At 50.2% G+C, this 15,034-nt stretch carries 9 protein-coding genes; all 9 read right to left on the reverse strand.

All coding sequences use genetic code 11. The features are described from left to right. Positions 1 to 244 precede the first annotated feature (244 nt). The 9 genes from IPG80_RS11675 to IPG80_RS11715 all read right to left on the reverse strand — a co-directional run bounded on the left by IPG80_RS11675 (position 245) and on the right by IPG80_RS11715 (position 14,780). Positions 245 to 2,122 (reverse strand): hypothetical protein, encoded by a 1,878-nt coding sequence (locus IPG80_RS11675; protein WP_345106792.1) that lies wholly within the window; start codon positions 2,120 to 2,122, stop codon positions 245 to 247. A 50-nt stretch (positions 2,123 to 2,172) separates the two neighbouring features. Next, a complete protein-coding gene (locus tag IPG80_RS11680) occupies positions 2,173 to 4,014 on the reverse strand; it encodes a bifunctional homocysteine S-methyltransferase/methylenetetrahydrofolate reductase (RefSeq protein ID WP_345106794.1) in 1,842 nt (613 codons plus the stop codon). A 10-nt stretch (positions 4,015 to 4,024) separates the two neighbouring features. Next, positions 4,025 to 5,764 (reverse strand): hypothetical protein, encoded by a 1,740-nt coding sequence (locus IPG80_RS11685; protein ID WP_345106797.1) that lies wholly within the window; start codon positions 5,762 to 5,764, stop codon positions 4,025 to 4,027. 97 nt (positions 5,765 to 5,861) lie between these two features. After that, entirely contained in the window at positions 5,862 to 7,646 is a 1,785-nt protein-coding gene (locus IPG80_RS11690; protein ID WP_345106800.1) for a hypothetical protein, read from the reverse strand. Positions 7,647 to 7,740: 94 nt separating this feature from the next. Further along, positions 7,741 to 9,108: a glycosyltransferase family 87 protein gene (locus IPG80_RS11695; RefSeq protein WP_345106803.1), complete on the reverse strand. Its 1,368-nt coding sequence runs from the start codon at positions 9,106 to 9,108 to the stop codon at positions 7,741 to 7,743. Positions 9,109 to 9,134: 26 nt separating this feature from the next. Further along, positions 9,135 to 10,658 (reverse strand): glycosyltransferase family 39 protein, encoded by a 1,524-nt coding sequence (locus tag IPG80_RS11700; protein WP_345106805.1) that lies wholly within the window; start codon positions 10,656 to 10,658, stop codon positions 9,135 to 9,137. Positions 10,659 to 10,740: 82 nt separating this feature from the next. Beyond that, positions 10,741 to 12,096 carry a vitamin B12 dependent-methionine synthase activation domain-containing protein gene (locus IPG80_RS11705; protein ID WP_345106808.1) on the reverse strand — a complete coding sequence of 452 codons (1,356 nt, stop codon included), beginning with the start codon at positions 12,094 to 12,096 and terminating at the stop codon, positions 10,741 to 10,743. Then, a complete protein-coding gene (locus IPG80_RS11710; protein WP_345106811.1) occupies positions 12,071 to 14,305 on the reverse strand; it encodes a homocysteine S-methyltransferase family protein in 2,235 nt (744 codons plus the stop codon). Before IPG80_RS11710 ends, IPG80_RS11705 begins: the two co-directional genes overlap by 26 nt. Positions 14,306 to 14,345: 40 nt before the next feature. Further along, positions 14,346 to 14,780, reverse strand: a complete 435-nt coding sequence (locus IPG80_RS11715) for a GNAT family N-acetyltransferase (RefSeq protein WP_345106814.1) — start codon at positions 14,778 to 14,780, stop codon at positions 14,346 to 14,348. Between the last annotated feature and the right edge of the window lie 254 nt (positions 14,781 to 15,034).

The raw sequence follows: 15,034 nt of genomic DNA on the forward strand, positions 1-15,034 counted from the left end.
GAAGGAGAAAAAAAAAAAAGAGGGGGGGGGGGGGGGGGGGGGGGTTTGTTTTTGTTTTGGGGGGGAAAAAAAAAAAAAAAGGAGAGGGGAAGGGGGGGGGGGGGGGGGGGGGGGGGGGGGCCCCCCCCCCCCCCCCCAGGGAAGGGGGGGGGGGGGGGGGGGGGGGGGGGGGGGGGGGGGGGGTTGCGTTAGCTTTTAACATATAAGCATCGGATTGGCATCCAACCCAAAACTTGCATTCAATTCAGGGAACTGCCGCGTAAAAGGGAGCAAGGGCATGCCAGATGTTGAACATGAAGCTAAAGTTATTGACCATCAGGGTCAACACGATGACCGCCAGCCCCCATTGGAAGCTTGTATTTTCAGCAACGCTGGAAAACGCCAAGGCAATGAATAATACAAAGGCGTATACCCAATAAGGCGTGTACAAGAAAAGCTCAGTGCCATAGAACAGGTGCATGAGAAAGTTAAATCCGATCGCGCCAAGTAGACCGAGAATCAGCGGAGTATGTGGAGAGGTCCGGGCATTCTTCACGAACATACCGAAAGCGCCTGCCAGCAACAGCAGCCACATGGCAAGCGATAAATTAGCCAGCCCTTTATAGGATGCCAGCTTTCCAGCGCGCACATCGAAGGTTTTGATATCGATGGTGGGGAACGGTGGTTTCTCAGACACAGCTTCGATGACAGTCGGTCCTACCGCGCCATAGAGAATGACCGTTCGCGCAACCACATTTATCTTGCGAGTAATGGAAGCCGGGTCAGACAGGCGCATGGGGTCGGATAAATTCCCATCGGTGGAGCGGACAAAATTAAACTCAAAGGCGATATCCTGCGGGACGAAGAAAAGCGTTTGGAATTTGGGGTAAATGATATCTGTCAGGGAGGTTAACAAGACACCAAGAGACAAGACGAGCAATGAATATTGGACAAGACGTTTGAAACCAAATCTATTGAAGAATAATGCAATGACGCCCTGTGCAATATTGGTGATGGTAATACCAAAAAGAAACAAGCCCGCAGGGACAAGAAAAGAGAAGCGGGTTTCGTTGGATTGAATCAGAAGAAAAAAGAAGATCAATGCCGCCGCACCAAAAATATAATTCTCAGTGAGCGATCCGAATAATAAGTGTGTGGCAGTGGAACCAAGCAATAGCGCAAAAAGAAAGGCATAAGTATCTGAGTGCGTGGCACGTTTGACGAAGAGCCAGACCATAAAAACACAGGCTGCCGCAATCACAGAGACAGCGAGCATGCCGCCGAGGGCGTAATGTTCCCCCATCCAGCCGGAGAAGAGGCGCACCAGTGGGCGGGCGAGAATAAGGCTCAACGGATGCACAGCGCGGTTGATCGGTGCACTATCCGGGCTCGCAAGGATGGTCATCCACGGACCGGCATCGGCTTCGAAGAGGACGGTATTTTTTTCGAGGGCAGGGTGATTAAGTGTGCGGGCAATAATGAGTTCGATAAGGAAGAACATCCCTGCGGCATAAAGACCGGGAGAGTGATCAATGACGAATGATGAACGATGAACAAGACGATCAAGAAAGAAAAGAGCGGGAATGACAGAGAGGAGGGCAGTGAGAATAAAGAGCGCCATCCATTCAGACGGGACGCGGATATAGTCCATGTTGAACATGGAGGGGAATTGCGCTGCGGCATATATAAAGGCGATCCACAGAACGGGAATTGAAAGAGCAAGGATAACGTTCAAGGGCTTGCTGAGAAAGCCTTCGCGAAACGAGGTAATAGCGCGGTGAGTCAAAAAATAACCGAGGGTCGTACCTGCTGTCATCAGCGCCACCGTGAACAAGACCATGCCGAATGGAGCGGCAATGACCTCGTGCAGAAAACCCACAGCGCCGTAGGTGAGGTTTAGGCTAACAAGGAAAGAGAGTGAGAGGGAGAAAACGGAGAACAGCGATTGAATGTGGTGCAGCCATGCAGAGATGGCAGGAAAGCTTTGATGGTAGAGAATGCCAAAGGCAAGAGTTGGGATAAGGACAAGGAAGAGGCGGTCTATCAGCGAAGAAAAATCAGACAAGTGGAAAAAGGTCACAGCCAGAAAAAGGCTGGTGAGGAAACCAGTCAAAACGCTGAAGAGGATACGGGAGAATCTCATGCCTTGATTATAAAGGTGACGGTCACTTTTGAAGTGACCGTCACCTTGGTTTATTCTTTTACTGCAACAATGATCTCCGACGCCTGATCGTAGCGGTGGAACTGAGGCATCATGTAAATGCCGCTTGCCCAGTCTTTGATACCTTCGATCAACTCAACTGCCAGCTCCACACCGACCTTCGCGCCGCCATCCCCAGCGGCTTCGATGCGCGTACGGGCTTCGTCTGGAATGGAGATGCCGGGGACTTCGTTATGCAGGAAGTTGGCATGACGCGCACTGACCAGCGGCAAAATGCCCGCCAGAATGGGTTGATGAAGTTTGCCGTGTTTGGCTTCGTAGGCTTCGATAAGTTTCGGACCGTCATCGGCACGATAAATAGGCTGGGTAAGGAAGAAATCGGCACCCGCTTTGATCTTGCGATGCAGGTTCTTAACTTCGGTTTCCATATCCTGCGGACACAGGTTGAGCGCCGCACCAACAAAGAAATTGGTCGGTTGACCAATACTCGTGCCGGAATGATCCACACCCATGTTGAAACCCTGCTTGATAAGTTTGATGAGACCGGAAGGAACGAGGTCATAGTTATCGGTCGCTTCGGGGTAATCACCGATGGAAGTTGGGTCACCCATCACGACGAAAACATTGCGCAGCCCAATGGCATGCGCAGCGAGCAAGTCACCTTGCACACGCAGGAGATTTCGTCCGCGGGTGGGGAAATGCAAGGTGGTCTCCACCCCCACTGTTCGCTGCACCACATCACACACCGCCCAGGCAGACATGCGCATGCGCGCCAGGGGGCTGTCTGCAACATTGATAATATCGGCGCCGGAGTCATGCAAAAGGGATGCGCCTGCAAGAAGTTTATGAGTCGAAAGTCCGCGCGGAGGATCCATTTCTACACAGATGGAAAATTTTCCATCCGCAAGACGTTGCGCCAGTTGCGTAGGCTGGTCGGCAGGCTCGGTTGATATCTCATCTTCAGGTAAAAGGGAAATTTCAGCAACGGGCGCGACCGGTGAAGATTCCAGTGCCTTCTTCATCGCGGCGATGTGCTGAGGTGTAGTACCGCAACATCCGCCCACAATGTTCGCACCGGCTTCACGGAATTGAAGCGCATATTCGCCGAAGTAATCTGCATCGGCAGGATACATAATACGTCCGCTGACTTGTTCGGGCCAGCCAGCGTTCGGTTTTACCCAGAATTTAGCATTCGGTTCAGCATGGCGCATTTGTTTGAGGATGCGCAGTAATTGCGAAGGTCCGCCGGAACAGTTGACACCGATCACATCAGCGCCTGAGGCAGCAAGGCGATGCGCCACTTTGGCTGGGTCATCACCCAGCAGGGTGCGGTCATCACGGGTGAAAGTTACAGAAGCGATGATGGGCAGGGATGAATTTTCCTTCGCCGCACGGATCGCCTCTTGAATTTCGTACAGGTCAGACATGGTCTCGATGATGATGAGGTCAGCGCCTGCATTTGCAAGTGACTTGATCTGCTCGGCAAACGCTTCACGCGCCTCCTCGAGCTTGACTCGCCCATACGGGGCGATCCTCACTCCAAGCGGACCGACATCGCCTGCGATCAGCACGTCTTTGAACGATGCAGCAACCACACGTTTGGCAAGTTCCACGCCTGCACCGTTGATCTCGGCCACATCGCCCTGCAAGCCATGTTTGGATAACTTATAACGATTCGCGCCAAAGGTATTGGTAATGACCAATTCTGCGCCCGCTTCGATATATTCGCGGTGAACATCCGCCACGGCGGCGGGGTTGGTCAGGTTCAGTTCGTCGAAACATTTATCAAAGCCGACTCCACGCGCATGCAGCATGGTGCCCATCGCGCCATCAGCGACCAGGGTCTTTTTAGCAAGGGTATCAAGTAAGTTCATCGTTTCTCTTTCAAGGTTTTCTTATAACAGCCAGTATCACATCATCGCGCACGATCTCAAATATAACCGGCGCTTTGGGCTGGGCAGTTTCAGTCGAAAAAAAGCGATAGGACGCCACCACATATTCATAACGATCCACAGGCACTTCGGAACTCCATGAGTTGATCTTCAAGTCAGCCCGTGCATACGGAGAAAATACATGCCCGGGTCCTTCGACCCAGACCCCGGCGTCGGGAGAAGCGTTGGCGTTGACATATTCCGCAGCCTCACGGAAAGAGGTCAGCCAGTAATCTGATTCAAAACGTCCCTGTGCACCGTTAAGCCCGCCAATAAATTGGTTGTAATATGCATACTCATACGGATGCAGTGACATAATACCAAAAATGCCCGGCAAAAGACACACAACAATTAAAGCAATACGCCAACCGGGCTTAGCGATCTTTTCAAAAACACTGCCCGAGAGGAGAAAAACTGCGGGCAATATAAAAAGAACATGCCGAAAATTATCAAAGATGGTTGTATGCCGCAAGGTTAAAGCAAGAAACGGAAGCAAGAACCAAAGCGTGAATAGAATGACCAGGTCTATTTTTTTGCGGTTGCCAAACAAAGCAAATCCAAGTCCGAGCACAGCCAGTATCCAGACCGGTTCGGTCATCTGGATCAACAAAAGCACAGGCAGGTAAGCAAAAGGGGTTTCAGTAGCGGCATACAGGTTGCCATTGAACAGGACCTGCCCCGCCCACGGGAATGCCGACATTTTTTGCACGGTCGCCAGAAAATTCCCTGCAGGGTTCATCCACAGAAAGGGCCATGTCAGGTAGGCAGCGGTCAGGGCTATAAAAAGATACATCCCAAACGCCGCCAAAATAGATCGCCAGCTGGCAAGTCGAATCGGGAGACTCCGCACAACGGCATAATACGCCACGATCACCCCCGCAAACGGACCAAGGACACGCGTTGAGGTGGTAAACCCCAACAGGATAGCAGGCACAATTACAACAGCCAATATCTTTAACAACATCGGCTGGGTTCGATACCAGAAGTAAAGCAAAGCGGCAAAAGACAGGAATGCGTACACAACACGCGCACGCAGGAAAAGCAGGAAATAGCGCGTAATATAAACCTTGGCAGGAACCTGATTCAGTTTAGAAGCAAACATTGAAACAAGGTTGCTTTCCCCTGCCTTCGCCGATACAACGAGGTTTGTGATCCAGTTGTAAATAAGCGGGGTCAACAGGAACAACAGCAACACTGAAAACAGCCACAACAACGAAAGGACCCATACCTGCGGCTTGTTTACGGGCATATCAGGCAGACCATAAAGAACATCCACCATCTTGAATCCCGCCGCCACACTGATCACCATCATGGACATGAAAGGCGCATCTTTGGGGTTGATAAATGCGTGCCCCCACAAAACCGGCTGAAGCGCATAAAGCAAAGTCGCGCCAAGAGAAGAGGTCCTGTCGAACCAGCGGCGGGCGATTGTATAAAAAGCCACAACGCTGGCAAAGTACACTAGGAAAAAGCTCAGATGCCGCAGATCGGCAATATTGGCTTCGGACAGAGTGTCCAAAAAGCGGGAAGCGCCTTGAACCATCATCATGAAGAATGGACCGTAATACTGCAGGGTCTCATGTTCAAGTTTCACTTCGCCTTTATTAAACCACTGCGCATAATTCTCAAATGACTGGTCAGCATACACCTGCATGATGTTCTCGTCCCAACTAGCGCCATAGTCGTTAAACATGAACAGCCCTGCAAGCAGGCATATCAGAAACACGCACAGTACTACAAAATCTTGCTTGTTAAATTTCTCTTTTACGGGATTTATATTCATCTTACCTTCAGGGCTTTTTGACCACAGCCAATACAGCATTTCCGCGTGCAACACGATACACCGTTTCAGCATCAGGATACACAGATTCGTCAAAGTTATAACGGGTCGTTGTCACCACATATTGATAACTCTCAGCACGTTCCGTTTCGCCTGACGAATATATCTTTAAGTCTTCACGGGCGAACATCGAGAATAAATGCGCCGGTCCTTCGACCCAGATATTTGCATTTGGCGAAGCCACACCATTCACATATTCCGCCGCCTCGCGATAGGAAGTCGCCCAATAATCGGTTTCGTAACGGTCTGCTGCGCCATTTACACCACCAACAAATTGGTTGTAATACATATATTCATAAGGACGCAAGGAGGCAACACCAAACACAGCCGGGAGCAGTGTCACTACGACCAATGCGGCTTGCCATTTTACATTCTTAACCGCTTCGAACGCAACACCTGCCATCAAAAAGACGGGCGGCAGAATAAAAAGGATCTGACGGAAGTTATCGTATAACGCGACCTTGAAAAAGATGAACGCACACAACGGGAGGACAAACCATAGCAGCGCCGCTTCCACCAATGTGCGCTTCTTCTCTTTGTCGAGAGCTGCCGCCAGCCATCCGACCACAGACAACACCCAGACCGGTTCGGTCAACTGGATCGCCAGCAAGGTTGGCAAATAGGAAATTGGCAGTTCGGTTGATTGATAAAGTGTTCCATTGAAGATCACACCGCCCAACCACGGGTAAAGGGACATTTCCCTCAAGCTTTCAAAGAAACGCGGAATGGGGTTCATCCACAAGTAGGGCCAGGAGATGTAGACAGCCATGAGAGCAGTGACCGCATACATGGCAATGACAGGAATTGCCCGCTTGCCTTTTGTACGGAATGCATAATATGTAACGATGACACCTGCAAAGGGTCCGAGAATGCGAGTGGAGGTGGCGAATCCGAGCAGGAGGGCGGCTGGAAGAATAGCGAACAGGTAATTTGGCAGGTTTGGATGCAATGCATACCAAGTGATCAAAAGAATCAAAGTAATTAGCAAAAAGTAATACGTACGCAATTGCAAAAACAGGATGAAATAACGCTGGGTGTACGTCTCTACAGGAACGGCGGAGATGTCCTTGGCAATGAAAGAAAGGACATTGGAATTCCCGGCTTGCGCAGAGATGACAAGAGTTTCGATGTAGGTATGAATGGCTTGGGTGAAAATAAAAAGCCCGAAAACCGACACAAGCCAAAGCATGGTGAGAAGCGCGAGAGTCCGTTTGGAGCGGAGGGAAAGGTCAATAGTGGGGGATGCTTCGAGCTTGTCAAAGGCTTGCATCCCAAAGGATACAGAAAGAAGAAAGAGCGCAAGGAAGGGTGTATCTTTGGGGTTGATGAAGGCGTGCCCCCAAAAGACAGGCTGGGTGGCAAAAAGCAAAGTAGCACCGAGTGCCGGAACAGGGCTAAGCCAGCGGTTGGCGATGGAGTGAAAGGCGAGCACACCTGCGAAATAGGTCAGGTAATAGATCAGATGACGGAGGTCGGGCAGGGTGAATGGCAAAATAGGGCTTAAAGATTTGGACGCCCAATCGGTAAACATGACGAAGAAGGGTCCATAAAAGCCGAGGTCTTCACGTCCTATACTGACGACGCCTTCTTTAGGAAATGTGCTGTAGGCGTTGATGGATTTCTCGGCATATTTTTGCAGCGAGCGGTCGTCCCAACTTTCACCATATCGATTGAAGGTGAGCAAGCCCGCAAGAAAAACGCAGGTAAGGAGGATGGCGGAAAGGTATCTCTTCATGTATGAGTATTAAACCACGAACTATTACAAAGGGTCACAAAGGAATTTCTCAAAACCCTTTGTGACCCTTTGTTGTCTTTACGATCCGGTTTTATCAACTTTCCAATTTCATCAGCCACTGATCTACAGAGACAATGAAAGAAGATGGCTCATCCTTCTTCCGGAAGGCAAACATCAACCAAAGGACAACCATCGGCGCAACAAGACGCCCGTAAGACCAGGGGAAGAAGTCAAAGGAAGGCAGCATGAACTCAAAGAAATAAGCAGCCATAAACACCACCCAATGCCCCGGAGACCGAATGAGTTTGAGCATGAGTAGAAACGTCAACGTAAGGAAAATGCCGTGATGATCCCAGACGATGGGCGAAGCGAGGGTCATAAATACAAATAAAGAAGGAAGGGCGTTGAGCAGGCGACCTTCTCTTAAGAAAGACCGTTCGCGCACGTTCTGCGTCATCGTCCAGAGGGTTGCAACAAGCAACAAAACCTTGGCACCCAGCGCCATAAGGCGGGTCTGTGCGATCTGGATCCCAAAGAAAGGATTGAAAAAGCGCAGGAACGAGTCAAAGGAAGTGTCATGGAAGTTCGTATCGGGGATCTGGGCAAGCGCAATCGTGTTATTGACGAACTGCAGATAAATATCCACGCCGTGCATGGCAATTGGGAATAGACCAATGCCAAGAAAGCTCACACCGAACCAAAACATCCAGCGCCAGTTGAATTCAAGCAGAAAGGCAAGTACGATGACCGCAGGAGAGGTTTTGAGGTGAACAGCAACAGCAAGGGCTAAAGCAGACAGGAAGTTGTTTTTGGGATATGCAAGAATGCTAAGCAGAATTAGGTCGAGAGTCATCAAGTTGACCTGGAGGAATCCCAGCGTGCGCATCAAAGGAGTATTGATGAGCAGAAAGAGGATGGTGATGAGGACGGAAATACGACGAGGAAAGTTATAGCGCTCAAGGGTCTGGATCAATAAAAAGTAAAACGCGCCAAGAGCAACGATATTGACAAGCCAGAGGACGATCATTACGCCTTGATCGCCAAGCGGGACAAGAAAGCGCAAAAGCGTGCCCCAAAGCGGAAGATAGAGATAAGTGTCAGGCAGGGGCTGCCCATTGGCAAGAGCGGTAGCGGCTTCAAGATAATAGTGATAGTCGCCATAGCGAAAGCGCTCGCGCAAAATATTGAGGTAAACGAACATTACAAGAAAAAACCCAAATGTCTGCCAGGCATTGGATTTATTGATCTTTCCATTAGCAAGAAGATAAAGCAATACGCCTGCCAATACCCATGTGACGGTCGTAGCGGCAAGCGTCACCGCCAGGTTGGAAAGCGGCCACTCCTGTATGAAGAGATTCAACCCTGTCACACCGTTACGGAAGTAGATGATGACGAGCTGGGTTATGGCTAGCACCGTGGACATAAGCCACGCATTCAGGGCGATTTGAAAATATTTTCTCATGCGGTTATCTTTTCATGATCAGTTTATTACTTGCAAAGACCATCTGGTCCCAGTTTTTTGACGAAGGTGAATACAACATCATCCCTGCCGACCGTGTGGACGGTCTCGGATTTTCTACAACGTTGTTCGCCTAAATTTTTACGTGTCAAGATCAGGACATAATCAAAATCGCCTTCGTGGTTGTAATCGGTCTCCTCGGTGACGATCTGCAGATCAGTGCGGGCATAACGGCGGGCAATATCATCCGGACCGGAGAGAACCAAAATACGGGCTTGTTCCGGCGCAATGCCGTTGAGATACTCCAGGGCATTTTTGAACGAAGTCCCCCAGTAATCTGTTTCAAACCGATGCGCTGCCCCATCCACACCGCCAATGAAGCTGTTGTAATACACGTATTCAAAAGGATGCAATTGAACGATGGCGAACAGTCCCGGCAATGCCAGCGCGAATAAAACCGTGCTTCTTACAATGGGACGTGTGACGTACTTAAGAATCAAGTCCAACGTAAAGCCTGAAACAAGGAATATGGGCGGCAACAAGAAATAGAGCTGGCGGGCATTATCGTATAAATTACTACGAAGCACGATCACCGCCAATGCAGGCAGGATCAACCACCCAGAAATTAAAACGACCGGCTCCCCCTTATCACGTTGACGAAAAGATGCGAGCAAGGCAATCATGCCGATCGGGAAAAGAAGCAACACAGGCTCCGTCAATTGCAAAGCGAACAATATCGGAAAATACAAGCGTGGCACAGCTTCCGGCGGGTAGAGTGTGCCATTGAACAACACTGCAGCATCGAAAGGAAATTCCGACATTAACCTCAGGCTTTCGAGATAATTTGTAACAGGCGCCGCCCATAGGAATGGCCATGTCAGATAAGCCGCCAACCCTGCAATACACAAATAAGGAACAGAATAGACGAGCGTTTTTCGCCAATCCTTCATGCCTGCATTTGCCAGCACGATCATCCCTGCCAGCGGACCGAGCACACGGAGCGAGATCGTCAGCCCAAGGAAAATTCCAGCAAGGGCAACCCAAACCCAACGTTGAGCGAGGCGTAGTTCTGCATCCATGAACCGAAGCCCAAAATAAACACTCATCATGAAGAAAACCATGAAAGGCGTATCCTTGGGGTTGATAAACGCGTGCCCCCACAATAAAGGCTGGGTCAAAAACAAAAGCGTGACACCAAGAGCAGCCCATTCACTTAACCAGCGCCTTGCCAGAAGGTACAACACATAAACACCGGCGAGAAATGTCAGAAAATAAAGAAGGTGCCAGGCTTCAACGACCGACCATGTTGGAAAGATCGTCATTAATCCCTGAGCAAGGATGGACACTAAAATGAAATAGGCGGGACCGTAAAAATCCAGGTTCGTATCAAAGTTAGGCAGGTCCTGAGGATGCGTAATGTACTGATAAGCATCCAACGCATATTCACCATAGCGGTAAATATCGGGCTCATCCCAACTTTCGCCATAGTTCTTAAACGTAAACAACCCTACAAGCAAGCTGGCAAAGATCAATATACGGATAGGTAACTTCATTCGTTTTTCCAGACAGGTTCAACCATCCTATTATCCTTCAAAAACGAAGAATGGAAAACCAACGCAAGCGGAAAGGACATCGTTACTTCGTCAACTGCTCCACACGGCTCTCACCCACCGCATAATACTTCGCATCTTTGTGATGAACGATGATAGCGGCAGTGGATTGCTCAGGAATGAGCTGACCGGAAACGGCAAGGCTCATACCTAGTTCAGATTCGACAGCAGGCAAAAGTTTGAAGACTTTAAAATGATCTTCGAGTTCGGGGATGGCGGGATATCCCCATGAGTAACGCTTGCCCTGTTCCTCGGCAAGACCAAGTTCTCGGCGAACATGTTCGTGGAGATAGTTGGCAGTCGCTTCGGCGGCTTGGACGGCGAGCCCATGCACGAAGTAGGCTTCGGTGTAATCGTTGGCAGCTTGCATTTTATCGAACTTGTCGCTGGCGGCTTGACCGACGGTCACGACCTGAAGCGCGACCACATCCATTTGACCTGACTCGACGGAGGCGTAGTAATCGGAGAGCGCAAGATGGTCATCATAAGGCTGGCGCGGGAAGTGGAAGCGTTCAATTTCTTTTTTGTTTTCGGCGTTATCGTAGATGATTAAACTATCGCCATCGGCTTGACAGGCAAAGTAACCGTAGACGGCTTGGGGTCTGATCCAGCCTTCTTTGAGTGCATCTTTGGTCATCTTGGCGAGACGGGCATCAAAGTCTTTCTTTAATTTTTCCCATTCCTTGCCATGTGTGTTCTTGGCACCCCATGAGAGACGATACAACTCGTTCATGTTGAGATGCTTCAAGACCATTTCAAGCGGCATGTCTTTGACGATGCGCTGTCCGAGTTTGGTGGGGAGGGCAATCGGCGCGGGCGTAATAGATGAACGTTGACCAGTGGCAGCTGTCGGCGCGAATTGTGAGGCGCGGTTCATTTCCATATCCGCATCTTTGCGCAGTTGTTCGAGCATGGCTGGCTTGCGGTTGGGATCGATCAATGCATCCATCGTATCCAAGCCTTCGAAGGCGTCCTTACAATAGAAGACACCCGGCTCATAGGCTTCGCCGCCTTCAGTGAAGAGGATGCGGCGACCGAAGCGGCGGTTGATGGCTGCGCCACCGATGAGAACGGGAATCTTATGTCCGCGGCGCTGCATTTCGTTGACGATGAGCGGCATCTGCTTGGAAGTAGAGACCAGCAATGCAGACAAACCAATCGCAGTAGCATTGGCTTTCACAGATTCGGTAATGATGGTTTCGGCAGGGACTTGCTTGCCGAGGTCAATGACGGTGTAGCCGTTGTTGGCGAGAATGGTCTTGACCAGATTTTTGCCGATGTCATGCACATCGCCGTAGACGGTGGCGATGACAACGGTTCCCTTGGTGACACCTTCCACTTTCTCAAGATAATTTTCAAGATGAGAAACGGTCTTCTTCATCGTTTCGGCGGATTGCAATACGAAAGGGCAGGATCAATTCACCCGCGCCGAACTTGCCGGGACTTCTTTCATGGCGGGAAGTCAAAATCACCTCTTTTGGGGGGTGGGGGGGGAAATGTGCGGCGGGGGGGGGAATTATTCTTACGAACAGCGACTTCGCGTGGCTTCGTATTGCCGTCGTCTCAACGGGAGGGGTTGATGAGTCTGGGTCGTCAATATCGGCTTCAACACCTTCCTTGACGCGATGCAAAATCTTCCAATGCAGTTTCTGCTCGGAGGTCATGCCTTCGGTGGGGTCAGCAATATTGGATTCAGTGGAAACCTCAACGTTCTCAAAATGCTGGATGAAACGCTGAAGCGCATCTTCGCGACGATTGAAAATAAGATCTTCGCAAAGTTCGCGTTCTTCGGTGCCGATCTCGGTATAGGGCATCACATGCGCGGCGTTGACGATTGCCATGTCCAAACCAGCTTGCACGCAGTAATACAGCATGACCGAGTTCAACGGCGGGCGGGCTTGTGGAGCAAAACCAAACGAGAGGTTGCTCACACCAAGCGAAGTCATCACACCGGGCAACTTCTGTTTAATGAGGCGAATGCCTTCGATGGTCTCTTTGGCGGAGTCGACAAATTCAATGTCGCCGGTAGCAAGAGTGAAGGTCAGGTCATCGAAGACCAAATCTTCGGGTTTGAGTCCGTGGTCGTTGACGGCGATGTCGTAGATACGTTGCGCAACTTCGTATTTGCGTTGCGCGGTCTTCGCCATGCCTTGCTCGTCAATGGTCAAAACGATGACGGCGGCATTGTATTTTTTGGCAAGCGCAAATATCTTATCGGCTTTATCACGACCAGATTCGAGATGCGTGGAGTTGATGAGACAACGTCCCGGCGCAGTTTGCAAAGCGATCTCCAACACATCCACTTCGGTGGTGTCGATCACGAGCGGAACGTCCACGCCCATTTGCAATTTCTTGATGACCTTGCGCATCTGCTCGCCTTCGTCTGCGCGTTCGGTGACGGCGACAGAAATATCAAGCGCATGCGCACCGCCCGCCACTTGTTCACGTGCGATGTCGAGGATGCCATCGTAATCTTCTTCGAGCAGCAGGCGTTTGAACTTGCGAGAACCTTGCGCGTTGCAGCGCTCGCCGAGCAAGGTCGGGGCGGGGTCCTGTCGCATGGCAATGGCTGACATGGCAGAGGCAAGCTGAGGCGTAGATTGAACCGGAGCTTTGTCGCTTGGTAATTGGTAATTGGCGAGTTTATCCACCAGTAGTTTGAGATGCGCAGGAGTCGTTCCGCAGCATCCACCAACTACGCGGACATTATGTTTCGTCACGAATTCATACATGTCATTCGCGTATGGTTCGGGCTCAAGCGGATAGACGGCTTGACCATCGACATTCAATGGCAAGCCCGCATTCGGAATGCACGAAACCGGCAGCGTAGAATTTTCGCCGAGGAAGCGGATCGGCTCGCGCATGTGTTCGGGTCCGGTGGAACAGTTGAGACCGACAACATCGATGCCCATGCCTTCGAGGATGGTGAGGGATGCGTTGATGTCGGTGCCGAGCAACATGCGACCGGTCGTATCCAACGTGACCTGAGCCTGGATCGGCAAGTAGATATTCGTTTCGCTGAAAGCTTTGTGAATGCCCGTGATGGCGGCTTTGACTTCTAGAATGTCTTGCGACGTTTCGATAAGCAGCAGATCCACACCGCCTTGAATTAATCCGACTGCCTGTTCACAAAACGTATCGATGAGTTCATCGTATTTGACGTTTGATAATTCAGGGTCATTCGTGGACGGCAACTTACCGGACGGTCCGATGGAACCCGCAACAAAACGTGGCTGACCGGTCTTCGCGGCGAATTCATCCGCCACTTTGCGAGCGAGACTCGCAGCAGCGACGTTGATCTCGATGATGCGGTCTTGTAATTTATATTCCACCATCGTCAAGCGATTCGAGCGGAAGGTGTCGGTTTCGAGCACATCCACACCCGCTTCGAGGAAGGAACGATGGACTTTCTCCACAGCTTCGGGATACGAGATGACGAGATAGTCGTTACATCCGTTGTATTGTTCGCCGCCGAAATGTTCGGCGGTTAGGTTTTGCAATTGCAGACTCGTGCCCATCGCGCCATCGAAGACGAGGACTTTCTTTTCGAGGGCATCGAGGTAACGGCGGTTGGTATATTGTCTTTTCATTAATTATTCTTTCCTTATCAATATTCTTACAACAGTTTTATCAGAAAATTCTCTTTTTTAACACAAGATCGTATTCTTCATACTCAAGCCTTTTATATAACGCCAGCGCAGGCAAATTATCATCTCCGGTTTGCACAATAATACTCAGCGCGCCTTTTTGTGCAGCGACCTTCTCCGCAAAGGCGATCAGATCGCTGGCAACACCTTGTTGACGGAATTCTTCCAACACGTACAACTCGGTCAATTCAGCGTGGGGGGTGGAATATAAAATCCTCGACACCACGCGCATAAGCGCAAAGCCAACGGCTTCATCCGCAATTTTGGCGAGGATGACCGTTTCCACGCAGGCAGGGTCACTCATGCGAGCGGCGATGGCTTGCGGAGATTCATCGACTTCATTGAAGAGCAGGTTCAATCTTGAAATTGCAAGCGCATCTTCAGCAGTCGCAACAGAGATCGTACAATTTTCGTTCATATTCCTTTACGCCCAATTAAGTGAAACACGGTGTTCGACCAACATGATTCTCTTTCACTAACAAAAACGCCTCTCCAATGAGAGGCTTCATGGAGCTACATCTTCTATTTTCTCCCAATATGCAATCCATGCACACTACGAGCAAAATAACGATCACATTTTTTATAACATGGGCAGGGGGCAGTGTCAAATAAAAAATCTTGCTTGACTCCGCAAGGTTAAACCAGTAAACTCGCAATTAAGTTTCCCCTTAA

The organism is Candidatus Villigracilis vicinus (genome assembly GCF_016702885.1).
Lineage (GTDB): Bacteria > Chloroflexota > Anaerolineae > Anaerolineales > Villigracilaceae > Villigracilis > Villigracilis vicinus.